The 24,094-nt window shown below is 70.5% G+C and carries 17 protein-coding genes and 1 pseudogene; 8 read left to right on the top strand and 10 right to left on the bottom strand.

Features of this window, described 5'->3' with window-relative positions; genetic code table 11:
* Positions 1 to 31: 31 nt before the first annotated feature.
* The 3 genes from ACFWP7_RS19695 to ACFWP7_RS19705 are packed head-to-tail and all read right to left on the bottom strand — an operon-like array spanning position 32 to position 2,685.
* Complete coding sequence (locus ACFWP7_RS19695) at positions 32 to 1,045, bottom strand: NAD(P)/FAD-dependent oxidoreductase (protein WP_384382812.1); 1,014 nt, start codon at positions 1,043 to 1,045, stop codon at positions 32 to 34.
* Positions 1,042 to 1,581, bottom strand: a complete 540-nt coding sequence (locus tag ACFWP7_RS19700) for an isoprenylcysteine carboxyl methyltransferase family protein (RefSeq protein ID WP_384382813.1) — start codon at positions 1,579 to 1,581, stop codon at positions 1,042 to 1,044. Before ACFWP7_RS19700 ends, ACFWP7_RS19695 begins: the two co-directional genes overlap by 4 nt.
* 45 nt (positions 1,582 to 1,626) lie before the next feature.
* A complete protein-coding gene (locus ACFWP7_RS19705; RefSeq protein WP_384382814.1) occupies positions 1,627 to 2,685 on the bottom strand; it encodes a type III polyketide synthase in 1,059 nt (352 codons plus the stop codon).
* 150 nt (positions 2,686 to 2,835) lie between these two features.
* On the opposite strand from ACFWP7_RS19705, the gene ACFWP7_RS19710 reads away from it, so the two are divergent.
* From ACFWP7_RS19710 to ACFWP7_RS19720, 3 genes are all read left to right on the top strand, one after another.
* On the top strand, positions 2,836 to 3,705 hold the full coding sequence (locus ACFWP7_RS19710; RefSeq protein WP_384382815.1) for a UbiA family prenyltransferase: 870 nt from the start codon (positions 2,836 to 2,838) through the stop codon (positions 3,703 to 3,705).
* Positions 3,706 to 5,766: 2,061 nt separating this feature from the next.
* The gene (locus ACFWP7_RS19715) at positions 5,767 to 6,627 is read left to right on the top strand and encodes a ribonuclease BN (protein WP_384382816.1); all 861 of its coding nucleotides are present in this window, start codon (positions 5,767 to 5,769) and stop codon (positions 6,625 to 6,627) included.
* A 213-nt stretch (positions 6,628 to 6,840) separates the two neighbouring features.
* Complete coding sequence (locus ACFWP7_RS19720; protein WP_384382817.1) at positions 6,841 to 7,674, top strand: DUF1206 domain-containing protein; 834 nt, start codon at positions 6,841 to 6,843, stop codon at positions 7,672 to 7,674.
* 110 nt (positions 7,675 to 7,784) lie between these two features.
* On the opposite strand, the pseudogene ACFWP7_RS19725 reads toward ACFWP7_RS19720, so the two are convergent.
* Both ACFWP7_RS19725 and ACFWP7_RS19730 read right to left on the bottom strand, forming a co-directional pair.
* A pseudogene (locus ACFWP7_RS19725) lies at positions 7,785 to 8,668 on the bottom strand (GAF and ANTAR domain-containing protein); the annotation flags it as partial.
* 269 nt (positions 8,669 to 8,937) lie between these two features.
* Positions 8,938 to 9,153: a hypothetical protein gene (locus ACFWP7_RS19730; protein ID WP_384382818.1), complete on the bottom strand. Its 216-nt coding sequence runs from the start codon at positions 9,151 to 9,153 to the stop codon at positions 8,938 to 8,940.
* A 602-nt stretch (positions 9,154 to 9,755) separates the two neighbouring features.
* Between ACFWP7_RS19730 and ACFWP7_RS19735 the strand changes: the two genes are divergently transcribed.
* Entirely contained in the window at positions 9,756 to 12,506 is a 2,751-nt protein-coding gene (locus ACFWP7_RS19735) for a carbohydrate-binding protein (protein ID WP_384382819.1), read from the top strand.
* 43 nt (positions 12,507 to 12,549) lie between these two features.
* Here the strand turns inward: ACFWP7_RS19735 and ACFWP7_RS19740 are convergent, their stop codons facing one another.
* The 3 genes from ACFWP7_RS19740 to ACFWP7_RS19750 all read right to left on the bottom strand — a co-directional run bounded on the left by ACFWP7_RS19740 (position 12,550) and on the right by ACFWP7_RS19750 (position 18,109).
* Positions 12,550 to 12,822, bottom strand: coding sequence for a hypothetical protein (locus ACFWP7_RS19740; RefSeq protein ID WP_384382820.1), 273 nt, complete (start codon positions 12,820 to 12,822; stop codon positions 12,550 to 12,552).
* Between the two features lie 281 nt (positions 12,823 to 13,103).
* On the bottom strand, positions 13,104 to 15,266 hold the full coding sequence (locus ACFWP7_RS19745) for a ThuA domain-containing protein (RefSeq protein ID WP_384382821.1): 2,163 nt from the start codon (positions 15,264 to 15,266) through the stop codon (positions 13,104 to 13,106).
* Between the two features lie 2 nt (positions 15,267 to 15,268).
* A complete protein-coding gene (locus ACFWP7_RS19750) occupies positions 15,269 to 18,109 on the bottom strand; it encodes a carbohydrate-binding protein (protein WP_384382822.1) in 2,841 nt (946 codons plus the stop codon).
* A gap of 501 nt (positions 18,110 to 18,610) precedes the next feature.
* On the opposite strand from ACFWP7_RS19750, the gene ACFWP7_RS19755 reads away from it, so the two are divergent.
* Positions 18,611 to 19,606: an NAD-dependent epimerase/dehydratase family protein gene (locus tag ACFWP7_RS19755; RefSeq protein ID WP_384382823.1), complete on the top strand. Its 996-nt coding sequence runs from the start codon at positions 18,611 to 18,613 to the stop codon at positions 19,604 to 19,606.
* A gap of 21 nt (positions 19,607 to 19,627) precedes the next feature.
* Here ACFWP7_RS19755 and ACFWP7_RS19760 read toward each other — a convergent pair whose 3' ends face one another.
* Complete coding sequence (locus tag ACFWP7_RS19760) at positions 19,628 to 20,740, bottom strand: sensor histidine kinase (RefSeq protein ID WP_384382824.1); 1,113 nt, start codon at positions 20,738 to 20,740, stop codon at positions 19,628 to 19,630.
* 191 nt (positions 20,741 to 20,931) lie between these two features.
* Positions 20,932 to 21,705, bottom strand: a complete 774-nt coding sequence (locus ACFWP7_RS19765) for a response regulator transcription factor (RefSeq protein WP_384382825.1) — start codon at positions 21,703 to 21,705, stop codon at positions 20,932 to 20,934.
* 111 nt (positions 21,706 to 21,816) lie between these two features.
* On the opposite strand from ACFWP7_RS19765, the gene ACFWP7_RS19770 reads away from it, so the two are divergent.
* The 3 genes from ACFWP7_RS19770 to ACFWP7_RS19780 are packed head-to-tail and all read left to right on the top strand — an operon-like array spanning position 21,817 to position 24,028.
* The gene (locus tag ACFWP7_RS19770; RefSeq protein ID WP_384382826.1) at positions 21,817 to 22,551 is read left to right on the top strand and encodes a glycosyltransferase family 2 protein; all 735 of its coding nucleotides are present in this window, start codon (positions 21,817 to 21,819) and stop codon (positions 22,549 to 22,551) included.
* The gene (locus ACFWP7_RS19775) at positions 22,548 to 23,165 is read left to right on the top strand and encodes a DUF2064 domain-containing protein (protein ID WP_384382827.1); all 618 of its coding nucleotides are present in this window, start codon (positions 22,548 to 22,550) and stop codon (positions 23,163 to 23,165) included. Before ACFWP7_RS19770 ends, ACFWP7_RS19775 begins: the two co-directional genes overlap by 4 nt.
* A gap of 38 nt (positions 23,166 to 23,203) precedes the next feature.
* Complete coding sequence (locus ACFWP7_RS19780; protein ID WP_384382828.1) at positions 23,204 to 24,028, top strand: class I SAM-dependent methyltransferase; 825 nt, start codon at positions 23,204 to 23,206, stop codon at positions 24,026 to 24,028.
* Positions 24,029 to 24,094 lie beyond the last annotated feature (66 nt).

Genomic DNA, 24,094 nt, shown 5'->3' on the forward strand with positions numbered 1-24,094 from the left:
CCGGCGCGACAGTCCCGGACGGGGTGGGCAGCTACTGCAGTGCGCGCACCGCGGCCGAGAACAGCGGGGGCATCCGGGACGCTGCGGGGACGATGAGACGGGCGGTGCCCGGACGGCGGCTCGCGGTCAGCAGGGCCCCGGTCAGCAGCCGGTGGCGTCGGGTCAGCCGGGCCCAGGCACGCTCGTAGTCGTTCGGTCGCCCGGCGGCCAGGCAGCGGACGGCGGCCCCGGCCGTCGCCAGCGCGAGGGCGATGCCCTCACCGGTGAGCGCGTCCAGGTAGCCCGCGGCGTCGCCGACGAGCAGGACACGACCGGCGGTTCTGCGCCGCACCCGCTGCCGCAGCGGTCCGGCGCCCCGTACGTCCGTCGCGGGCGGGCCGTGCAGCGAGGCGACGAGGGCCGGGAAGTCGGCCAGGTGCTCGTCGTATCCGCGACGGCTGCGGCTGAGGACCGCGACGCCCACCAAATCGTCGCCGACCGGGGTCACATAGGCCTCACCGTGCCCGGACCAGTGGACCTCCACGAAGTCCGTCCACGGCTCGACCCGGAAGTGTCGGCGCAGTCCGTAGCGGCCGTGGGCGATGCCCGGCAACTCCAGCCCCAGGCCGCGGCGCACCGGGGAGTGCAGACCGTCGGCGGCGATCAGCCAACGGGCCGTGGTGCCGGCGGCGGTGACCGAGTCCGCGCTCTGCCGCACCTCGCCGACCTTGCCCTGCAACATCCGCACGCCCAGGTCGAGAGCGCGCCGGTGCAGAGCGGAGTGAAGTGTCGTACGGCGGATCCCCAGCCCGCCGTGGCGGTGGAAAGGCGCTTCGGCGCGGGCGGTGCCGTCGACGTAACGGATGCCGCGCAGTTCGCGGCCGGTGACCTCGACACCCAGTGCTCGCAGTGCGGCGACACCGCCGGGCATGACGCCTTCTCCGCAGGCCTTGTCGACGGGCCCGGTCCGGGGCTCGACGACGACGGTCTCCAGGCCGGCGAGCGCGGCGTGAATGGCGGCGGCCAGCCCGGCCGGTCCGCCGCCCGCCACCAGGACGTCGATCACGCCGGAGCGGCCGCGGTCGACGTGGTCGCGGCGGCCAGCGCCCGGTTCTCGCAGCGGATGCGCACGGTGAGCAGGGCGGCGTTGAGCACCGTGAACACGGCCGCGGTCACCCAGGCGGTGTGGATCAGTGGCAGGGCCACGCCCTCGGCGACGACGGCCACATAGTTCGGATGCCGCAGCCACCGCCACCGGTAGGGGCCGCCCGCCACCAGCGGCAGGCCGGGTACGACGATCACCCTGGTGTTCCAGCGGGGGCCCAGGGTGCGGATGCACCACCACCGCAGCGCCTGGGCGCCCACCAGCACGGCCAGCATCGGCCAGGCCAGGGCGGGGACGAAGGGCCGGTCGGCCAGCCACACCTCAGCCAGGCAGCCGACCAGCAGACCGGTGTGGAGGACGACCATCGCCGGGTAGTGGCCCTGCCCGGTCTCGGTCGCGCCGCGGGCGGTGCTCCACCGTTCGTTGCGGCGGGCGACGACGAGTTCGGCGACGCGCTCGGCGGCGACGGCGGCCACCAGAAGTCCGTACCAGATCATGTGTCCACTGTCCTTTGTGTCCTTCGTGTCCTTATACGGGCTGAACTACCAGCGCAGCAGGACGAGTTCGCAGGCGAAGCCGGGACCCATCGCCAGCAGCAGACCCGGCGTGCCCGGCGGCGGGCGGCGAGCGGCGAGGGTGTCGCGCAGTACGTGGAGCACCGATGACGAGGACAGATTGCCCACGTCGGCCAGATGACGCCAGGTCACATCGAGTGCGTCGTCGGGCAGGTCGAGGGCCTCGGTGACGGCCTCCAGGACCTTGGGGCCGCCGGGGTGGCACACCCAGGCGGTCACGTCCTTCGGCTTGATCCCGTGGTCGCCGAGGAACCCCTCGACGTCATCGGCGAGGTAACGGCGCACCACATCGGGGACCTGCGGGTCGAGGACGACCTTGAAGCCGGTGCTGTTGATGTCCCAGCCCATGACGCGCCCGGTGTCCGGATACAGGTGGCTGCGGGTGTCCACGATCGTCGGGCCCGCGATCGCGTCCGGGCGGTCAGCGCCGCACGCGACGACCGCGGCGGCGCCGTCGCCGAACAGCCCCGTCGCCACCAGGTTGGCCATCGAGGCGTCGTTGCGCTGGAAGGTGAGCGAGCACAGCTCCACCGACAGCAACACCGCCATCTGATCGGGCCGGCCCAGCAGGTAGTCGTGCATCCGGGCCAGGCCGGCGGCGCCACCCGCACAGCCCAGGCCGAACAGGGGCAGCCGTTTGACGTCCGGCCGCAGTCCGAGGCGGCCGACCAGCCGTGCGTCGATCGAGGGGGTGGCGATGCCGGTGACGGAGGTGAAGATCAGCAGGTCCACGTCGGCCGCGGTCAGACCGGCGGCGTGCAACGCGCCCCGGACGGCCTGGGCGCCCAGGTCGGTGGCGGCGGCGATGAAGACATCGTTGGAGGCGCCGAACCCGTCCAGTTCCCCGTACCGTTCGAGCGGCAGCGTCATATGGCGCGAGCCGACCTTCGCGCTGCGGTGCAGCCGGTCCAGGACCCGGCGGTCGGTGTTCGCGGGCAGGCAGGTGCGGGCCACCATGTCCGTGATCTCGTGCTGGGTGCGACGGTGCGGTGCGAGGGCACCGTGGACAGCTGCGATCCGGGTCATACGGTTCCCGTCTGGGCTCCTGCATGGGGCTGACTTGCTTTGCACGTGTTCCCCGGTCCGGGGTTTCGACACCCTTGATCGCCCGTCCGGCGGCTCGTCCCGGGGGCGCGGTGCGCCGAGCGAGTGGGGCAGCGCGCCTACGATCGGCGGGTGGGCACTCCTGAGCAGTCGACGGCCGACGGCCCGCCCGTGAGTTGGGCCGGCCGGGTGGCCGGCCTGGCCGGGTCGTGCCACCCCGGGCCTGTTGTGGCGGTCACCGTCCTGATGTCCGCGCTGGCCGTCACCGCGGGCCAGAGCGCAGCGCGTTGTGTCCTGACCGGCGCCGCCGTGCTGACCGGGCAGCTGTCCGTCGGCTGGTGCAACGACGCCTTCGACGCGCGCCGGGACATCGCAGCCGGCCGCCGGGGCAAACCCGTCGTCGACGGCACGGTCGGCGTGACGGAGGTGTGGGTGGCCGCGTACGCCGCCCTGGTGCTGTGCGTGCCGCTGTCGTTCGCCTGCGGCCTGTGGGCGGGCACCGTTCACCTGGCCGGCGTGGCAGCGGCGTGGGCGTACGACCTGCGGCTCAAGGCGACAGTGTGGTCCTGGGCGCCCTACGCGGTGGGTTTCGCCGGCCTCCCGGCGTTCGTCGCGCTGGGGCTGCCGGGGCATCCGTGGCCGGCCTGGTGGGTTGTCACCGCCGGGGCGTTGCTGGGGGTCGGATCCCATCTGGGCGACGTGCTGCCGGACATCCGAGGGGATCTGGCGACGGGCGTATGGGGATGGCCGCACCGGCTGGGTCCGGACGGCGCTCGGCTGCTGCTGCCGGTGCCGTTGGTGGCCGCGTCCGCGGTTCTGGTGCTGGGGCCCGCCGGACCACCCGGCAGGTGGGGAATGGCGGCGCTCGCGGTGACCGTACTGATCGCGTCGGTGGGGACGGTGCTGGGACGCCGCTGGGAGAGGTTGGCGTTCGCGGCGGCGGTCGCCGTGGCGGTGGTGGACGTGGCGGTACTGCTGGTGCGCGGCACGGGAATCGGCTGACCCCGCGCGGGCGTGAACTGCGGGTGTTACGGCTACTCGCTGACGTCGTCGAGGGGTAGCGGCGCCGTCGGCCGCATCGCCACCGTCGCGGCACACACACGGGGTACTCCGCCGGGCCGCCAGTCCGTGCAGGATACACCGGCCGCCCCACCGCTCATCCGGTGATCGTCAGGTCCGAGCCTCACCCCTGGTCCTCCGGTGTTCACCGGAGGACGCGCAGGTGGGCGCGAGCACCCAACTGCACGCTGTCCGCTCTCCGAGAGGAAGGACGGGCGCCCGCAACACCGTAGGGCCCGGTGGCCGGTGGACCAGGCCGATGTCACGCCCTCCACGTGACCGGAACCCGGCACAGGCCGCACGATGGGTCCGGTCCACCAGGGTTGCGCTGCGCCGAGCAGCGTCCGGTGCTCGGCGAGCAGGCTCTCCTGTAAACGGTCGGCCGGGTCGCGGTACCGCTCGGAGGGGCGGGACGACGATCCCGCTGATGGCGAAGACCTGTCCGGAGGCGGTGAGTTGCCCGACGTCCTGAGGGAGTGCTTCACGGAATCCGGTCCACCAGGAGCCGTCACGCCGCACGGGGAATCCCGAACGCGCACCCCACCAAGCCGGGTGCCTCCGCGGTGAGCATGGCGAACCCCGACTGCCGGGTCTCCCGCGTGAGACGGCGCAGGAAGTCCTTCCGGCCACGGTGCTCCCAACCGGGCGCTGTGGCGCAGGACTCCGACTTACAGGTCCGCCAGGTCCTCCCGCAGGCCCTCGGCCTGCCCGCGGTTGAGCCGGCGCAGGTTCAGGGGCGACGTACCAGTGGCGGGCGTCGGCTGGCGGTCTGCATGTCTTCGCGGTCGTATCGGCCCGGGCGGGCCGTCACAGCACACCGCCCGGGAGGGGAGGCATGGCCGGAGGGAACCGGTGCGCGGCCTGGTGCTGGGGAGTGTGCCAGGAGGGTGAGGGCCATGGAGGCGGTCGGCTCCCGGCGAGGGCATCCGGGAGAGTGAGAAACAGGGAACCGGTGCCGGTGAGGGCGACGAGCCGCTCCAACGCCGGGCTGGGGTAGTGCAGTTGCAGGGATCCTCCGGCTGCGGCGGTGTGCGACAAGGGAATGGGTGGGGTACTCATGGGGAGGTTGCCTCGGTTCACGAGACCGTGCCGGGCTCCCGGCACGGTCGTACTGGCGGGCAGGCAGGTGAATGGCCGATCCTGCAGCCGATGTTCCGGGGCTGGGACGCAGCCGGTTCCCCTGGGGATGCGATGCGATGCGCGGGGCGAGCGGACGAATGATCCGCTCTGTGCAGGCATGTGAGCCAAGCAGTCGTCGCTCGCCGAGGTCCGGGACGTCCACGTTCAGCATAGTCGGGAGGCCGGTCCGGCGGTCGGCCGCGGAGAGGAGCAGCAGGATGTTTACACGGTGGTGACAGGCCGGCTCCGACGTCCCGCTGTCCGGCGATCGGCGTCCTGGTCCTGCCGGGTTGCAAGGCAGGGCGCGAGGCTGTTCTGCGAGGGTGCCTTGTCCCCACGTACAAGGTCGGTTGTACGGCGTCGGTTCAGGGCCTGCGGTGCGTGGAAATGGCAGTCGGAGACGGCGAGTGTGCCGGTCGAAGTCGACTGCTCGTTCGGTGCCAGTGCCTCGAAGAGGCTTTGGGCTTCGACCATGGCCTCCCATTCGGGGAGAAGGGGGAGAAGGGGGGTACGGGGACTACCGGAACCGCCGGGAGTGTCAGAACCGTTGGGAACGCCGCTACAGCCGTCAGCCCCTGGCGCGCTGGACGCGCGAGGACCGACGGGACCGCGAACGCCGCGGGTGACCGATGAACTGGCCCTGACAGCCAGGCATCCACAGGTTCCGGGAGCGCCTTCGGCCGCTCCGGACGCGCGAAGACCGTAAAGAGGCAGAGGCCATGCACTGCTCTGCTGGCCGATGCGGCGTGCACTGGGGCAACTCCCACACCGAGGACCGGGAGTGCGGCCCACCACCGTCAGCTGGTGAAGCAGGCTCCACGATCAACCGTTTCCGTTCCTCCGGTGCCAGTGACGGGTCCTCGCAGGGTGTGATAATCGACGTGCATGCCGAAGAAGCCTTCCGGTGCCGCGGACCGATCGTCTGTGTCGGTACGGCTGGGCCGACTGATCCGCGACTCGCCGTTCGAGCGCGGATGGCGGCGGAGCCGAGAGATCGAACTGGGGCCGAGGTCGCTGGGATTTTCGGCGCTCGGATTCCTCACGCTGGTGCCCCTGCTGATCGTTGTCTCCGCGGCGGATCCGGAGCACGGACGGGGGTTCGCGCAGTGGCTGGGGGACGGACTCGGCGTGTCGAGGGCCGCCAAGGGTCAGATCGGGCAGTTGTTCGCCCGGCCCGGTCAGGTGCTGGAGACCACGACCGCCTTCGGGCTTGCCGCCCTCGCTGTCTTCGGGCTGACCTTCGGGGCGGCCGTGCAGACCGGCTACGAGAAGGTCTGGGAGCTGCCCTCGGCCCGCTGGTACGCAAGATGGCGCCACGTGTTGTGGCTCGGCGTGCTCGTCGGCACCCTCTACCTGACCGCCACCACCACGCTGTGGCGCCATTCTCCGGCAGGCGCGCTCGGCGCTGCGCTGAGCGCCGTCCTGTTCTTCTGGTGGTCGCAGCGGATGCTGCTCGGCGGGCGGGTCGCGTGGAGCGCCCTGCTGCCCGGCGCGGTGGCCACGGCGATCGGACTGCTCGGTCTGCGGGTCTTCTCCCGTCTCGTCTTCTCACCGCTGATCGCCTCCAGCGCCGTCGCCTACGGTCCCTTCGGAACCGTCCTCGTCGTCCAGTCCTGGCTGGTCGGCGTCGGGGTCGTCGTCTTCGGCGGTGCACTGGTCGGCCGCCTCGTGCACGAGGAACTCCCCGGCGTGACAAAGGCGGTGAAACAGCGGGCCCGGCGGATACGACCAACCGATGACCGATGACCGATGACCGATGACCGATGTCTGGTGTCTGGTGTCTGGTGTCTGGTGTCTGGTGCCTGGTGCCTGGTGCCTGGTGACCGAGCCGACGAGCGGCCCGTTCCGGTCCGTTCGGCTCCGGCCGTCGCTCCTCGACTGCCGCGCATCAAATCCCATGCCGGGGGCACTGGAGAGCGGTGGACGCGTACCGCGCGTCCACGCCATGGGGAGGACATCATGACCTCGTCTCACACACAAGGGCGTGGCCGGTCCGCGAAGTCCGCGGCCCGTACCACCCAGAACGAGACGCTGACTGCCGCAGGACGAGCGGGATTTGTCGCGCGGGGCGTCGTCTACGTCCTGATCGGCGCCCTTGCCATTCAGATCGCCCTCGGCGGCGGCGGGGAGTCGGCCGACCGGCAGGGCGCACTTGCCCAGGTGGCGGCACAGCCGTTCGGGAAGGTGATGCTGTGGGCGATGGTGGTCGGCTTCGGCTGCATGGCGTTGTGGCGGGGGTCCCGCGCGGTCCTGGGCAGGGGGCCTCGGCGCAAGGCCGCCTCGCGAGTCCTTGACGGCGGAAGGGCGGTCTTCTACGCCGCCGTCTGCTGGGCCACGGCGACGTATGCCGCCGGGGGCGGCCAGGGCTCCAGCGGCAACTCGCAGTCGCAGGACTGGACGGCATCGGTGCTCGAATTGCCGTACGGCCAGGTACTGGTGGGCGCCGGGGGCTGCCTGCTGATCGGCATCGGTGCGGTGCTCGCCGTCCGGGCAGCGATGCGGCGATTTCTGCGGCAGCTCAACACCGGCGCCATGAGCCACCGTACGAAGCAGGTCGTCACCGGTCTGGGTGTGGGCGGGGGCGTGGCACGTGGCCTGGTGTTCGCCGCGGCGGGGATCTTCATCCTGGTGGCAGCCATCCGCTTCGACCCGGACGAGGCCAAGGGCGTGGACGCAACGCTGCGTAGCTTCACACAGACACCGATGGGGCCATGGCTCCTGGTTGCCATTGCGATTGGGCTGATCCTCTTCGGCGTCTTCTCCTTCGCCTCGGCGCGCTGGCGCCGCCTGTGAACGGCGACCCGAGCCGCCCGACCTGCCGGACGACTGACTGGTTCACACTGGCTCTCGGGCTGGTCGCCACTGCTCAGCCACCGCTCCGCCATCGCTGTCAGGGCACAAGGCCCGGGGAGGGGTTCGGAGTTGTCGATGAAGGCGCGGCCCAGGTCGGACGGACGGCGGTTGTGGGCTCGGGCGTGGCCGCGCAGCGCGGCGAAGGCCTGTTCCATGTCGATGGTCTGGCGTTCGGCGAGTCTGCCCTTGCCCTGTTCGATCAGTACCCGGCTGTTCAGCGCGGTCTGCAGCTGTTCGTCGAGGACCGTGCTGCGTTGACTGGAGCGTTGCTGTAACAGGCTGATGGTGGCTACGTCGGTCAGGCCCTGGGCGATGCGTGTGTCCGCCGGGTCGAAGGGGCCGGGTGCGGTGTGGAACAGGTTCGGGGCGCCGACGGTCTCGTCCCGCAGCCGCATGGGCGGACCCTGGACCGCTACGAAGCCGGCGCGGGGTGGGCCGCCGTGACGAAGCGCGGTCGGCGGGCGACCTCCCGGGTCAGGTCGGGGACGACCATCGGCGTACCGGTGTCGAAGCATTCCAAGCAGGGGCCTTCGTCGTTCTGGAGCTGGATGAGCTCAAGGAGGCGTACCTGCTCCTCGGAGGCGGCCGTGACACGGAGTTCGCCGTCCCGGTCGGCGAGCAGCACCCCGGCGGCGCTCGCATCGAGCACGAACAGGCTCCAGCGATCCTGCAGTGCGCCGCTCAGCAGATCGGTCGTCAGGACGGTCGAGCCGTGGGTGAAGGCGTCCACGCATGGCGCTTCGCCCAGCGTGAGTTGTAACTCCTCCAGCTGCTCGCTGATGGCGTCGGTGCTGCACAACGGATGGCTCGGCGCGGCCCTGGACATCGCGGACAGCCCGGCGCCGCCGACCGGCAGCGCGGCCACGGCAGCGGTGCACACGTCCACCACGCCGACCCGGGCACCACGCAGGGCAGCCTGTTCGGCGACCAGCACCTGGATCCTGGCCGACCGGCTGTCGGACCTCAACCGCGCCACCCACCCAATTCCCCCAGGGATGCGCCGGGTTACGGATCCCAAGTCCACTACCAGCGCCATCTGTGTCGAGCATCGACAAAGCCGCCGGTGTCCGGGACGTCCGTACAGCAGCATAGTCGTCGCCTGGTGCGCGGGTCGGCTCGAAGCCGCCCATCTCAAGAAGTGCACGGTGTCAGGAGGGCACGCCAGAAGCCAGCCAGGACCGGTCCACCAGAGCCTCGCCCAGCTCAGCGGCGACTACCGCTTCTCCGGGTGGACCAGCCCGACCCCACACCGGCCAAGTGCGCGGCGAGGAAGGCAAGTCCGACGAGCATGAGGCTCGTCGAGCTGAAGATCGCCTCGGTCGACGTCTCTGTTGCGTGGATGAGGAAGGCTATGAGGAAGAGCGCGGCCGCCGGAATGCCGGCATCCGTGTACCCCCGCCGATGGACGGCGAACCACACGTGACCCCGGTGGCTGCGCCGCTGTCCACCAGGGTCCCCGGGAGACGTCGTTCAGTCGTACGCCGCCCGCGCCGCCCGCGCCGCCGGAATCGACGGCGAGACTGGAGCGCGAGTGCGGCGGCGAAGCAGTGAACGCGGATGCCTGTGGGGTTCCGGTCGGTACGGTGCGCAGTGGGCTGAGCCGGGGGCGGGCCAAGCTCGCGGCCGCCCTTGTGGCCCCGCGGGATGCTCCGCACGGCGATGCCGGGCAGCGGGTTCGCGCCAGCCGCGTCGAGGCCTGGAAGATGCTTGCCCGGGGCCGGGCACTTCGGCAGGCGGCCGACAGAACGCCGGGGTGACCACGCGGGGAATGCGTCACGTGACGTCGGGCGCGAGCTCATTCACTGACCTGGAAAAGGGATGCCGTTTTGTCAGGCTCCTTATTTTCCAATTCGGCTTTTCCGAACACGGCTCTGCCCGCTCGGCCCAGCTCGATTAACGGATTCGCACCACGACTCTTGACGCGGGAAAACGACCATTGTTAAATGCGCATGACAATCCCATTCTGCTTTCGCCGTGCGGGAATTCGCGCGCCTCAGTACGCCGAAAGGGTGTTCATGGTGATGAGACTCCTGCGATCGCTGCCGCTACTCGCGCTCCTTGGGGGGCTGTTGGCCGGCGGAACCGCCACTCCGGCGCTCGCCTCGACGACGGACGCCGCGTTCAGTCAGACCAGCGGTGCGCTGAACGTCGACTACGCGAGCTATCTGGCCAAGCATGACATCGTCTACAACAGGCCCAACACCAATGCCTCGTACGGTCTGCCCGTGGGCAACGGCCGTACCGGCGGGATGGCTTGGAGCCAGAACGGCCTGACGATGCAGACGTCCGGAGTCGACCTGGCCGAGCAGTCGGCGTACGCGGCGGGTCTGGTGAACCTCACCACCAGCCCGGCGATGGACACCGGGTACTCCACATACCAGCAGCGTTTGTCGCTGTACGACGGCACGTTGGTGACCAAGTACGACACCAACCGGACCGTGACCGTCATGGGCTCGCCCAACTCGGAGGTGATGGGCATCCACGTGGACGACTCGCGCAGCGGGGTGTCCAGTGTGTCCTTCAACCTGAGCATGTGGGACCCGGCCACCGTCACCAACATCGCCGACGTGCCCGACCTGAACACCTGGAAGACGATCTCCACGTTCGCCGACGCGAGCGTCGCCGGGCTGAGCCGCGGCCAGGCGGACCCGAACGGTTTCGGGTACACGCTGGCGGCCACCGTGGAGGGCGCCGCATTCACCACGCAGGTGGTCGACTCACGGACGGTTCGGGTGACCATCACCCCCACCTCCAGCTACACGATCTGGTTCACGGCCGCGAGCCGGATCAACGCCCCGAACCACGACTCGGTGGCCCAGGCCCGCAGTCAGCTGAGCTCGGTCAAGTCCACCGGCTACAGCACCACGTTGACCAACTACAAGAACTGGTGGCACGCGTTCTGGGCCAAGTCGTTCGTGCAGTACTCGGGTCTTTCCGGTGACGCCGACTACCTGGAGAACGTCTACTACCTGTCCACGTACATGATCGCGGCGGGCGGTTTCGGCAACTATCCGTCGCACTTCATCAACGGTGTCTTCCGTGCCACACAGGACAACTCCAAGTGGAGCAACGCCTATTGGTACTGGAACCAGAGAGACGTCTACCTCTCGTTCTTCGCCTCCAACCACACGGATCTGATCGACCGGCACAACAACCTGTACAACCGGAACTACGCCGCGCTGAAGACGTACACCCAGACGCGGTACGGCGTGGACGGTCTGTGGGTACCGGAGACCATGGGCTGGGACGGCAACGCGCGCGGCACGATCAACAGCGACTACACCAAGAACGTCCTCTCCACCGGCTATGAAGCCGCCTACAGCATGTACACGCGCTATCGGTACACCAACGACGCCAACTACCTGCAGAACGTGGCCTATCCGTTCATGCGGGAGACCGCCAAGTTCTACTCGGCCATGCTGACCCGCGACGCTGCCACCGGCAAATATCACATGGCCAACTCCAACTCCCACGAGACGTACTGGAACGTCCAGGACGCGATCACCGACCTGGCCGCCGTACGCAGCATGTTCCCGCTGGCGATCCAGGTCAGTCAGCAGCTCGGCGTCGACGCGGGGCTGCGCGCGACCTGGCAGAACGTGCTCGACAACCTGACGCCGTATGTCGTCTCGGGCGGCGCCTACCAGCCGCACCAGCCGCCCATCTCCCAGACCAGGAACAACGAGAACGTCTCGGCCGAGCTGATCTGGCCCTACGACCTGACCGGCATCGGCTCCCCGGATTACCAGACGGCGGTCAACACCTGGAACCAGCGGCCCTTCCCCTACGGCAACGTGTGGTCCAACGACGCCGTGCAGGCCGCCCGGTTGGGCCTGGGCGACCAGGCGTATCAGGGCATGAAGACCATGCTGCAGAAGTACCAGAACTACCCCAACGGCATGACCAACAACACCAACGGCGTCTTCGAGTACCTCGGCGTGCACCTGACGGCGCTGAACGAGTCGCTCCTGCAGAGCTACAACGGCAAGATCCGGGTGTTCCCGGCCGTGCCCGGCGACTCGTCCTTCGTCGGCAAGTTCACGCTGCTGGCCAAGGACGGCTTCCAGGTCAGCTCCGAGCGCGAGGCCGGCGAGGTCAAGTACGTCGGGGTGAAGAGCCTCTACGGCAAGCAGGCGACGGTCGTCAACCCGTGGAGCGGCCAGCAGGTGCAGGTCCGCCGGGTGTCGGACGGGGCGATCCTCACCACGAGCTCCAGCGCAGAGATCACCTTCGCCACGGCAGCCAACACCGTCTACGTCGTCGAGCGCACCGCCAAGCCGCTGTCCTCGTACACCTCCACCCGGCTGACCGGCACCGCCAACCAGGACGCGAAGGCCCTCAGCGGCACCGCCTCCACGCTGGGCCTGCGGACCTCGACGGCCCCGTCCGGCACGGTCAGCCTGCTCTCTCGCGCCAACAACATGTACGTCAACGCCGGCGCCTCGCCCCTGATCGCCAACCGGACGGTGGCGGCCAACGGGGAGTCGTTCGACCGGGTGGACCTCGGCAACGGGAACATCGCTCTGAAGGCGCGGGCGAACGGCAAATACGTCACCGCCGAGGACGCCGGCGCCTCGGCGTTGATCGCCAACCGCGACACGATCGGCGCCTGGGAGACCTTCCAGGAGGTCAAGAACCCCGACGGCACGATCAGCCTCAGAGCACAGGCGAACGGCATGTACGTCTGCGCCGAGGACGCCGGCGCCTCGCCACTGATCGCCAACCGCACCGCGATCGGGCCCTGGGAGTCGTTCGCCCTCATCACCAGCTGAACCAGGGCCACACGCCCCGCCGTTCGGTGGTTCTGACATCACGTCAGGGCGGCAGCAGGCTTTCCGGCTGTGCCGCCCTGACGTGATCGAGTACGAGGCAGGCGGCGCCGACCGCCGTGACGTGCTCGCCGACAGGGGTGGTCCTCACGGTCGTGGTGTCGACCGCCTTCACGAACGGGGACGAGGCGACCATCGGCTCGATCACCGCGAGGAACGGCTCGGCCATCCGCGGCCACAGCAGCCCGCCGAACACGATGGTGCCGGCGTCGAGCAGGGTGGCCGTGGCGCAGTCGCCCGGCCGACGCGGATCGCCCACCGTGCACCACGCCGGTGGCCGGCTGCTCACCGGCGCGCGCCCGGGGGCGAACTTGTACGGGCTGAGCCGCGCACGTGGCGGAACACTCCCCCAGCCCGGCAGTTCGGGCGGGTCGACGGCCGGACCCTGGTCCAGGTCAGGCGGTCCCGGTGCTGCGATACCCGGGCCCGGGATCCGGCCGTGTCGACCTCCGGTCCCCGAACGTGACAGGACGCCCGACCCCGGCCCATGCCAGGTCGGGCGCCCTGCCCGGAACGCCCCGCGCGAGAGGCGTTCCCGTCTCAGTCGCGCAGTGCCGTCCGGAAGAGGCCCACCCAGTACGCGGTGCGGTCCAGGTAGGCCGTCTGCGCCGCCTCGCCGGTCAGGCCGTAGGCGCCGTCGTACGTCCGGTAGCCCTGGCCCGCGGGCGGGGTGGAGTCGGCCGGTTCGATGGAACTCCCTTCGTGCCATTCGTTGAAGGAGGTGACCGACACCCAGGTCGGCGAGCCGCCGATCGCGGGGTCGAGGGCGTTGGACCACTGCCTGTCGTACGCCGCCCCGTCGGCGCGCTCGACGGTGGGTGTCGTGTTGCCCGGCACCGCGCGGTCGTCGAGGTAACCGGGAGCGACGGACGGGGCCCAGATCAGGTTGTTCGCGCGGGCGTAGTCGCCGGCCTGCTTCCAGCCGGGAGCGGTGGCGCCCGCGATGCCGTCGTAGGTGTAGAGGCCGGAGAAGTGCGCGATCTTGGTGGTGTCGGTGGTCTGAGCGAGCACGATGCTGGTGTCCGTGACCTGGTCGAGCGCCGCCCAGTCGGTGATGTTCAGGCTCTGGAAGACGTAGAACGCCCCTTTGTCACCGTGCTCGGCGGAGCGGTAGAAGGCCGGATGGCTGCCGTAGGTGCTGTTGATGTACTGGATGTCGGCGACGGTTGAGGCGGCGGTGCGGCCGGAGTACGGCTCCAGGTGCCAGGCCACCTTGACGCCTTCCTTCTGCGCCGCGTCGAGGACACCCCGGGCGAGCTGATCCTCGTAACCGCCCTGGCCCCACCAGCTGTAGACGATGACACCGGCACCGGACCGGGCGACCCACTTCATGTGCTGAGCGACGGCGCCGGCGTAGTCGGCGGAGTCGTAGGCGCCGAGTGCCGGGTAGAAGTCGGCGCCGATGTCCTCGGGCGGGGTGCGGCCACCCTGCTGCCAGTGCCGCCAGCTGCCGTTGACGGCCGGGCTGCCATACCACGGGTAGTAGAAGAGGTGCACGTTCGGGGACAGCTCACTGGACGCGGGCTTGGTGCCGAGCGTGAAGGTGTCGATGTCGAAAAGGGATCCGCTCCCGCCGGTGAATCTCAGGAACAGCGGGCCGGAGGCGGTGGCGGTCAGGGTCGTCGAGACCGTCGTGAAGGTCTCCCACCCGCCGGTCACCGGCACCGTCACCGAGCCGAGCAGGGTGCCGGTGGCCGAACCGGAGCGGATCTGGATGGTGCCGCCCGCGCCCGCCGAGGAGACCTTGGCGGAGAAGGACGAGGCGCCCGCGGTGGATACGGAGGCGTATCCGGCCCAGTCACCGTTGTCGATGTAGCCCAGGGTCTGGCCACCGCTGGCCGGCGCGTGGCCCGCCGCCTGTACGCCGGAGCCCGACGTGAAGGACTCGGCCTCGACCGGTCCGGCACTGGGCGCCGCGGAGCAGTCGGCCGCGACCTGGCCGGCCGTGTAGCGCACGGCGCCGAGCAGCAGGGAACGGAAGGCCGGGTCGCTGTAGGACTCGATCGTGTGCCCGAGGCCGGTGTAGAAAGAGCGGCCCTCACCCTGGTTGTGGCACCAGGTGATGGGGTGGTCGGCGCCCATCGAGCCGCCGGTGTAGGTGGATTCGTCCAGGGTCTGCAGGACGCGGACGTTGGGGCGTGGATTCGTGCGGTAGTTGTACAACTCGTCGGTGCGCGTCCAGGTGGCACCCAGGTGCGCGGTCGCCGGATGGCCCCGGTCCTCGTTCTTGACCGTGGCCTGCTGGATCGCCGGGTGGCTCTGGAAGTAGGCGCCGACGAGTTGGCCGTAGTAGGGCCAGTCGTACTCGGTGTCGGCGGCCGCGTGCACCCCGAAGTAGCCGCCGCCTGAGTCGACGTAGGACTGGAAGGCGGTCTGCTGGGAGGCGTTGAGGACGTCACCGGTGGTGCTGAGGAAGACCACCGCCTCGTACCCGGACAGGTTGGCGGTGGTGAAGGCGGCCGCGTCCTCGGTGGCGGTGACGGTGAAGTCGTTCTGCTGGCCCAGGGATTGCAGGGCGCTGATGCCGGCCGGGATCGAGTCGTGCCGGAATCCGGCGGTCTTGGAGAACACGAGGACGTCGAAGGGTGCGGCCTGCCGGTCGGCGGCGGCCTGGGCCTGGCCGAAGGGGGTCAGCAGTGCGCAGGTCAGTGCCATGGCGAGGAACGCCGGGCCGCGGCGCAGTCGCCGCATCAGGGTGGTCATGGTCAGCGCCCCTTCAGCGCCGAGGCGCCGAGTGTGAAGGTGTCGATGTCGAAGAGGTATCCGCTGCCTCCGCCGGTGAAGGTGAGGAACAGCGGCCCCGACCCGGTGCCGTTGAGCGTGGTGGTCACGGTGCTGAAGGTCTCCCAGCCGCCGGTCACCGGCACCGCCACCGAGCCGAGCACCGTCCCGGTCTGTGAGCCGGAGCGGATCTGGATGGTGCCGCCCGCGCCCGCCGAGGAGACCTTGGCGGAGAAGGACGAGGCGCCCGCGGTGGGCGCGGAGGCGTATCCGGCCCAGTCGCCGTTGTGGATGTAGCCGAGCGTCTTTCCGCCGCTGGCCGGTGCGTGGGCCGCGGCCTGTACGCCGGAGCCGGAGCTGTAGGACTCGCCCTCCCGCGTCGTGTACGTGGGAGTGCTGGTGCTGAAGGTGAACGCGTCGACGTCGAAGAGGTTCCCCTGGCCGGTGGGACCGTGGAAGACGAGGAACAGTTCGGTGCTGCCGGAGGGGACCGCGGACAGTGAGGTCGAGACGTCCGTGTACGTCTCCCAGCCGCCGGTCACCGGCACGGTCACCGTGCCCAGCAGCGTCCCGGTCGTGGATCCCGCGCGGATCTCGACGGTGCCGCCTGCCCCGTTGGAGGCGACGCGGGCGGAGAAGCGGTTGGCCCCGTTCAGCGCGTACGGCTTGAAGGAGATCCAGTCGCCGTCGTCGGTGAAGCCGACCGTGTTGCCGCCCTCGGCCGGGACGTGCCCGGCGACCTGGATGCCTGACTGGGCGGAGAAGTGCTCGGCCTGGCGATGGCGGGGTTGCAGGGTACGCGTGGAGTGCGTGGTCAGACCGCCGGAGTCGGTGTACTCCGCGTCGAAGACGCCATACAGGTTGGCGGCGCTGTCGTGTTCGCCGTCGGCGGGCACGGTGAGGGTGCCCGTGCAGCCGGTGGTGGAGGTGATGGCGTGGGTGTGGCTGTCGTGGCCGAGGAGATAGGTGAGCTTCACCTTGGAGCAGTCGATCGTGCTGTCCTCGGGGTCGCTGACCTGGATCTTGAAGGGGACGGTGTCACCGAAGGAGAACAGCTGCCCGTCCAGGGGCTGTTGAAGCGTGACCGTCGGGGCGGTGTTGCCGGCGGTCACCACCAGGCTGGCGGTGCCGGTGAGGCCCTCGGGGTCCTTGACGGTGAGGGTGGGCTGATAGGTGCCCGCGGTCGTGTACGTGTGGCTGGGGTTGGCCTGGGTGGACGTCGAGCCGTCCCCGAAGTCCCAGGAGTAGGTGAGCTGTTGACCCTCGGGGTCGGAGCTGCCCTGGGAGGAGAACTGCACGGTAAGCGGGAGCCCGCCGGAGGTCTTGTCGGCGGAGGCCTGGGCGATCGGGTTGCGGTTGCTGCCCGCGATGTACTCGATGCGGTACAGGCCCTGGTTGTCGCTTCCGGTCCCGTAGTCCAGGACGTACAGCGCGCCGTCGGGTCCGAAGTCGGTGTCGATGACCTGGGTGCCGTCCCAGGGGACGTCCTCGATCGTTCCGTACGAACCGTCGCTCTTGACCTCGATGGCCTTGATCCACTGCCGTCCGTACTCGGCGGCGAAGTACCGGCCGTCGAGGGACTGCGGGAACTTGACGTCCGAGTCCAGGTCCGGGTCGTAGCGGTAGACCTCGCCGCCCATCGGGGACTCGGAGCCGGTGCCGAACTCGGGAGGCGAGCCGTCCAGACCGTATTTGATCCAACTCGGCTTCGCCGGGGGCAGCTGGGCCTGTCCGGTGTTGCGGAAGGAGTTGTTGGCCGGTCCGCCCGCGCAGTCGTACTTGGCGCCGGAGGGGCCGCTCGGGAAGGTGTACTCGTTGTACGTCTCACCGGTGGTGTTGGTGCCGGTGCAGTACGGCCAGCCGAAGTTGCCGGGCGCGGTGACGCGGTCGAACTCGACCTGGCCACCGGGGCCGCGGGTCGCGTCGGTGGTGCCCGCGTCCGGGCCGTAGTCGCCGAGGTAGACGACTCCGGTGGCGCGGTCGACGGACATCCGGAACGGGTTGCGGAAGCCCATCGCGTAGATCTCGGGGCGGGTGTTCGCGGTGCCGGGTGCGAAGAGGTTGCCGGACGGGACGGTGTAGCCGCCGTCGGCGGTCGGCTTGATACGGAGCAGCTTGCCGCGCAGGTCGTTGGTGTTGCCGGAGCTGCGCTGGGCGTCGAACTGCGGGTTGCGGTCGGTGCGTTCGTCGAGCGGCGCGTAGCCGGAGGAGTCGAACGGGTTGGTGTCGTCGCCGGTGGTCAGGTAGAGGTTCCCGGCCGCGTCGAAGTCGATGTCGCCGCCGACGTGACAGCACTGTCCGCGGTCGTTGGCGACCTCCAGGACGACCTTCTCGCTGGCCGTGTCGAGGGTGCCGTCGGCCTTCAGCGTGAACCGTGACAGGTTCAGGTGCCCCTTCCAGGGCTCGAAGTCGGCGGCGGTTCCGGTGGTCGGGGCGTCGCCCGTGGGGGTGCTGAGCTTGGGGGAGTAGTACACGTAGACGTAGCGGTTGGTGGCGAACCCGGGGTCGGCCGCGATGCCCTGCAGACCCTCCTCGTCATGCGTGTAGACGTCCAGCTTGGCGGCCTGCTTGGTGTTGCCCGCGGCGTCCGTGTAGCGGATCGTGCCGTCGCGCGCGGTGTGCAGGACGGACCGGTCGGGGAGCACGGTCAGCGACATCGGCTGGCCCATCTCGGCTGCTCCCGAGGCGAGTTGAACCTGTTGGTAGTCGGCCGGCGGGAGATCCGCCGGTAACGCGGTGGCCGACGGTGCCGCCGTGGCGGCACCGGCCAGGATGAGTGCGAGCGCAGTGAGCATTCTCAGCCCTGCGCGAGGGCGCCGAGACATGGGGGGTTCCTTCCTGACGTGCGGGTTGTCAGGCATGGGCGCGTTCCGGCCGCGCTTGCCGCGTGCATCAGCCGTACTGGGATGCGAACTGTAGGCAGAGATCAGTAATTGCGTACTGCAATTCGATATTTGCAGTCATCTGCAGATGTTTTGCATACTCGTGAAGCGCGCCGAGTTTGTCAAGCGCCTGTCAAAACTCCGTCCCGTATGTCCATCTTCTGGACTTACGAACCTCAAGTACTGGCCTTACGGACCTCAAGTGGCGAGCTGTGCGCCGCCGTCCCGGGAGTGATCGACCGTTTCGTTCCGTCGTCCCCGCACCTCACGGCACTGTAGGGCGCACGCCTGTTGACGTAAATAAAAGCGATGGATTTTCATGAGGGAAGGCACGCGGCCGAGTGCGCCGCCGACGACCGACCGGGTTCGCCGGGGTCTTACGGACTCGTGACGTGACCGTCCGGTGCCGCCGCACGGCGTCCTCGTGGTCCTAGCCTTTCGCCCATGCGAGTACTGGTCACCGGCGGAGCCGGGTTCATCGGGTCCCATGTCGTCGAGGCACTGATCGCGCGGGGGCACGAGCCGGTCGGGTACGACCTGCGCCACGGCTCTGACGTGCGCCACACCGAGGCGGTCGCGTCCGCCCTGCCGGGCGTCGACGCCGTGTGCCACCACGCAGCGATGGTCGGGCTGGGGAAGGGCTTCGGCGACGCCGCCGAGTACGTGTCCCACAACGACCTCGGTACGGCGGTGCTGCTCGCCGCGATGGCCGACGCGGGGGTACGGCGGCTGGTGCTCGCGGGGTCGATGGTGGTGTACGGCGAGGGCGCGTACGCGTGTGAGTGGCACGGGACGGTGCGGCCCGGGCCCCGGGCCGTCGCCGATCTGGACGCGGGGCGTTTCGAGCCCCGGTGTCCGCGCTGCGGTGAGGAGTTGACGTCCGGCCTTGTCGGTGAGGACGCTCCGGTCGACCCGCGGAACGTGTACGCGACGACCAAGCTGGCCCAGGAACATCTGGCGGCGGCGTGGGCACGGTCCACGGGCGGTTCGGCGGTGTCGCTGCGCTACCACAACGTGTACGGGCCCGGGATGCCGCGCGACACCCCGTACGCGGGTGTCGCCTCCTTCTTCCGGTCCGCGCTCGCCCGCGGCGAGGCCCCACGTGTCTTCGAGGACGGCGGTCAGCGACGGGACTTCGTGCACGTACGGGATGTGGCGGCGGCCAACGTGGCCGCGCTGGAGGCCGAGCCCCGGGAGGGGGCGTCGACGGCGTACAACACCGGGAGCGGGGAGCCTCACACGGTCGGCGAGATGGCGCGCGCTCTGGCCTCCGCGTACGGCGGGCCCGACCCCGTCGTGACCGGGGAGTACCGGCTCGGCGATGTGCGCCACATCACGGCCGACTCGTCCCGGCTGCGGGCCGAGCTGGGCTGGAAGGCCGAGGTCGGGTTCGCCGAGGGAATGCGGGAGTTCGCGTCGGCGAAGCTGCGAGGGGAGTAGCCCTTCGCAGGGTGCCTCCGCTCAGGCCTCGGCCGCGGGGAGCGTGACCTCGAAGCGGCAGCCGCCGGGGACGTTGTGCACGGCGGCCTGTCCCCGGTGGGCCTCCACGATGCCCCGGACGATCGCGAGGCCGAGCCCCGCGCCCGCGGGAGGTGTCCGCGCGTGCGTGCCTCGCCAGCCGGTGTCGAAGACACGCGGGAGGTCTTCTTCCGGGATGCCTCCGCAGCCGTCGGTGACGGACAGCACGACCCCCTCGTCCGACCGCTCGGCCGCCACCGCGACCGTGCCGTCGGCGGGCGTCCGCCGGATCGCGTTGACCAGCAGATTGCCCAGGACGCGGCTCATCTCCCTGCCGTCCACCTCGATGGGCACCGGTTCGATCCGGTCGCCGACCAGCCGTACACCGAGTTCGCGGGCGAGCGGGTGCGCTCCTGCGAGGGCGTCGCCGACAAGGTCGTACAGCGACATCCGGGAGGGGGAGAGGGCGAGTGTCCCGGCGTGTATGCGGGACAGTTCGAAGAGGTCGCCGACCATGTCGTTGAGGCGTTCGACCTCGGTGCGGATCTGGCGGAGGTAGCGGTCCGGGTCGGCCGCGACGCCGTCCTCCAGGGCCTCCGACATCGCGCGCAGCCCGGCGAGCGGAGTGCGCAGGTCGTGCGAGATCCACGCCACGAGTTCGCGGCGCGAGGTCTCCAAGGCGCGCTCACGGGTACGGGACTCGGCGAGTTTGGCGCTGGTGGCCGCCAACTCCCGGCTCAACGCCGTGAGTTCGGCAATGGCGGGGCCCTCGGGGGCCGCGAAGTCGCCGTCGTCGCCGAAGGAGCGGGCGGCGAGAGTGAGCGCCCGGCTGCGGGAGACGACCCAGCGGCCGAGGAGGAGAGCGGTCGCCAGGGACACGACGGCAGCCATCGCGACGACCGTCGTCACCACGGTCAGGTCGTGCGAGGACAGGAACATCGCCCAGGCCACGGCCAGCGTCCCGGCGAGCATCGCGGCCACGGCCACGGCGGCCACGACGGCGAGGGACGCGGTCAGCGACCGCCGCCGGACCAGCCGGAGCGCACCCGCGCCGAGCAGCCCGGCCGTGGCGGCGCCGAGGAAGGCGTAGAGGGCGATGAGCAGCATGTCGCGCATGTCAGGCCATCTCTTCGAAGGGCGTCGCGTCGAGCATGGTCAGACCATTTCTTCGAGGGGTGTTGTGTCGAGCATGGTCAGGCCGCCCTTTGGCGAGGCGTGGTGTCGAGCATGGTCAGACCGCCTCTTTGCGGGGTGTCGTGCCGTGCATGGTCAGACCGACCCTTCCAGGGGTGTGGTGTCGAGCATGGTCAGACCGCCTCTTCGCGTGGTGTGCCGTCGAAGCGGTAGCCGACGCCCCACACCGTGTGGATCAGCCGGGGCCTCGCGGGGTCGTCCTCGACCTTCCCCCGAAGCCGGCGTACGTGGACCGTGACCGTCGACAGGTCGCCGAAGTCCCAGCCCCAGACCTCGCGCATCAGGTCCTCGCGGCTGAAGGCTCGGCCGGAATGGCGGAGGAAGAAGGCGAGGAGGTCGAACTCACGGATGGTGAGGGCGAGTTCGTCACCGTTCTTGGTGGCACGGCGGGCCGCAGGGTCCACGGTGAGACCGGCCGCGTGGAGGGGGCGGGTGCCGGTGGCAGGCCGCGCGCGGCGCAGGACCGACTCCACCCGGAGCACCAGTTCCCGGGGGCTGAACGGCTTCGTGACGTAGTCGTCGGCGCCGACCTCCAGGCCCAGGATCCGGTCGTCCTCGTCGCCGCGGGCGGTGAGCATGATGACGGGCACGGGACCGTGCGCCCGCAAGCGCCGGCACACCTCAAGGCCGTCCATCCCCGGCAGCATCAGATCCAGCACCACCATGTCCGGCCAGTGCGCGGCGGCCCGGGCGAGCGCGGCGGGCCCGTCCGCGGCACGGTCCACGACGTACCCCGCGCGGTCGAGGTAGCCGGAGACGACCTCGGCGACGGTCGGATCGTCGTCGACGACGAGAACGCGCGTCGTGGCCCCGGACCCACCTGGGGCCGTGTCCTCCTGCCCGCTCGGCACACGCCCGGTACCTGTGGATTCGTACGGCTGCTGCATGCGTCCAGCCTCCCACCGGCCCCGCCCCCGTGCCGCGAGTGCCGCTCGACGTCCGTGTTTCGTAAGGAGGCCAAGCCAGATATGCCCCTTTCGTGTTCGTAGGGTGAAGCCGTGACCGCACATCCCGCCCTTCCCGCAAAGGACCCGCAAGTCGACGTGGTCCTCCCCTGTCTGAACGAGGCCGCGGCCCTGCCCTGGGTACTCGCCCGCATCCCGCCGGGCTGGCGCGCGCTGGTCGTGGACAACGGGTCCACGGACGGCTCGGCGGAACTGGCCCGCAGCCTCGGCGCGACCGTCGTGCGTGAGACACGCCGCGGATTCGGCGCCGCCTGTCACGCCGGACTGACCGCCGCCACCGCGGAGTTCGTGTGCTTCTGCGACTGCGACGCCTCGCTCGACCCCTCCCTGCTCGTCCCCTTCGTACGGGAGGTACGGGACGGCGAGGCGGACCTCGTGCTCGGGCGGCGTCGCCCGCAGGGCCGGAGCGCCTGGCCCGCGCACGCCCGGGCGGCCAACCTCGCGCTGGCCCGGCTGATGCGCCGCCGTACGGGGCTACGCCTCCACGACCTCGGCCCGCTCCGGGCCGCCCGCCGCGCACCGCTGCTCGACCTCACCCTCACGGACCGCCGCAGCGGCTATCCACTCCAGATGGTCGTCCGTGCCGCCGACGCCGGCTGGCGCGTCACCGAGCGCGACGTGCCGTACCTGCCGCGCACCGGCACCTCCAAGGTCACCGGCACCTGGCGCGGCAGCTGGCAGGCGGTACGGGACATGCGCCGCGTTCTGGCCGAACCACCGGCGCCGGTCGAGGCGCCCGCCACCTCTCCAGGAGGAACCGCCCAGTGAGCACTCTGCTCGTCATCGCCAAGGAGCCGCGACCGGGGCGGGTGAAGACCCGGCTCACGCCGCCGTTCACACCCCGGGAAGCGGCACTGCTCGCCGAGACGGCCCTCGCGGACACCCTGCGTACGGTGGCGGCGACGCCCGCGCGGCGCCGTGTACTGGTGCTCGACGGCACCCCCGGCCCGTGGCTGCCGCCCGGCTTCGACGTCGTACCGCAGTGCGCGGGAGGTCTGGACGAGCGGCTGGCCGCCGCTTTCGCGGGCTGCGAAGGGCCTACGCTGCTCATCGGCATGGACACGCCTCAGGTGACGCCCGCACTGCTCACCGTGGACTTCGCCGACTGCGACGCGTATTTCGGACCCGCCGAGGACGGCGGCTTCTGGGCGCTGGGCCTCGCCGTTCCTGACCCCGAACTGCTGCGCGGTGTAGCGATGTCGACGCCGACCACGGGCGCCGTACAACGGGACCGGCTGACCGCTGCGGGTCTGCGGGTACGTGATCTGCCCCGGCTCCGGGACGTCGACACCGCGTCCGACGCGGAGGCGGTCGCGGCGCTGGCACCGCAGGGCCGGTTCGCCGCGGAGCTGGCCCGGGTGCGGGCGGTGAGCCGCCGATGAGCGCAGGAGCCGGCGCTCACGCCGCGCCCGCTGGACGCATGCCTGTTCCCGTCGGTGGGGGACTCCGCTCCCAGCCTGAACGGGCTCGCGCCCAAGCGCCCCACAGAGCCGCGAGTCCGTCCACCGCCTGGTCGGCCGACCCGTACTCCGACGCACTCCGTACGGGCCAGGGCCCCCTCTACCTCCGCCGCCCCGACGGCTGGTTGCTCCCCCTGGACATCGAGCGTTGGTGCGCACGTGCCGACGCGGCCGATCTGGAGGCCCTGCGGCGCTGTGAAGGCGCCGTGCTCGACGTGGGGTGCGGGCCGGGGCGGCTCGTCGCCGAGCTCGCGGCGCGGGGCCGGCCCGCGCTCGGCATCGACGTCAGCGAGGCGGCTGTCGCGCACACCGTGCGGCTGGGTGGGCAGGCGTTGTGCGGGTCCGTCTTCGAACCGCTTCCCGGTGAGGGCCGGTGGGACACGGCCCTCCTCATCGACGGCAACGTCGGCATCGGCGGCGACCCGGCCGCCCTGCTCCTCCGGATGTCCCAACTCCTCGCCCCCGGAGGTCTGTTGATCGTCGAGGCGGTCCCGGACATGGACGTCGACGAACGCGTCCACGTCCATGTCGTCCGCGTCACCGACGCCCCCGGCGCCGCCGGTCCGGGTTTCCCCTGGGCCCGTCTCGGTACGCCGGCCCTGCTGAGGCACGCGGTGCGCGCGGGCTGGCGCCCGGACGGTCAGTGGGAGGCGGGCGGCCGTTCCTTCGTCGCCCTGCGCAACCGCAGCACCAGCAGTACCGCGGAGCCGCCGAACAGCGCGGCCGTGATCAGCAGCCAGCGGGACAGGAACCCGTCGCCGGACAGGGTGGTCGCGGACCGGTAGTGGCCCGCCACCTGCCCGCTGATCAGCGGAAACCACACCAGCAGCAGGAGTCCGGAGAGCGCCGCC

The sequence above is a fragment of the Streptomyces sp. NPDC058470 genome (assembly GCF_042721055.1).
In the GTDB taxonomy this organism is placed as follows: domain Bacteria; phylum Actinomycetota; class Actinomycetes; order Streptomycetales; family Streptomycetaceae; genus Streptomyces.

Coding starts and splice junctions, on each gene's coding strand:
- ACFWP7_RS19700 (WP_384382813.1), bottom strand. CDS start 1,581: ATGATCTGGTACGGACTTCTGGTGGCCGCCGTCGCCGCCGAGCGCGTC.
- ACFWP7_RS19705 (WP_384382814.1), bottom strand. CDS start 2,685: ATGACCCGGATCGCAGCTGTCCACGGTGCCCTCGCACCGCACCGTCGC.
- ACFWP7_RS19715 (WP_384382816.1), top strand. CDS start 5,767: ATGCCGAAGAAGCCTTCCGGTGCCGCGGACCGATCGTCTGTGTCGGTA.
- ACFWP7_RS19720 (WP_384382817.1), top strand. CDS start 6,841: ATGACCTCGTCTCACACACAAGGGCGTGGCCGGTCCGCGAAGTCCGCG.
- ACFWP7_RS19735 (WP_384382819.1), top strand. CDS start 9,756: ATGAGACTCCTGCGATCGCTGCCGCTACTCGCGCTCCTTGGGGGGCTG.
- ACFWP7_RS19745 (WP_384382821.1), bottom strand. CDS start 15,266: ATGACCACCCTGATGCGGCGACTGCGCCGCGGCCCGGCGTTCCTCGCC.
- ACFWP7_RS19750 (WP_384382822.1), bottom strand. CDS start 18,109: ATGTCTCGGCGCCCTCGCGCAGGGCTGAGAATGCTCACTGCGCTCGCA.
- ACFWP7_RS19755 (WP_384382823.1), top strand. CDS start 18,611: ATGCGAGTACTGGTCACCGGCGGAGCCGGGTTCATCGGGTCCCATGTC.
- ACFWP7_RS19760 (WP_384382824.1), bottom strand. CDS start 20,740: ATGCGCGACATGCTGCTCATCGCCCTCTACGCCTTCCTCGGCGCCGCC.
- ACFWP7_RS19765 (WP_384382825.1), bottom strand. CDS start 21,705: ATGCAGCAGCCGTACGAATCCACAGGTACCGGGCGTGTGCCGAGCGGG.
- ACFWP7_RS19780 (WP_384382828.1), top strand. CDS start 23,204: ATGCCTGTTCCCGTCGGTGGGGGACTCCGCTCCCAGCCTGAACGGGCT.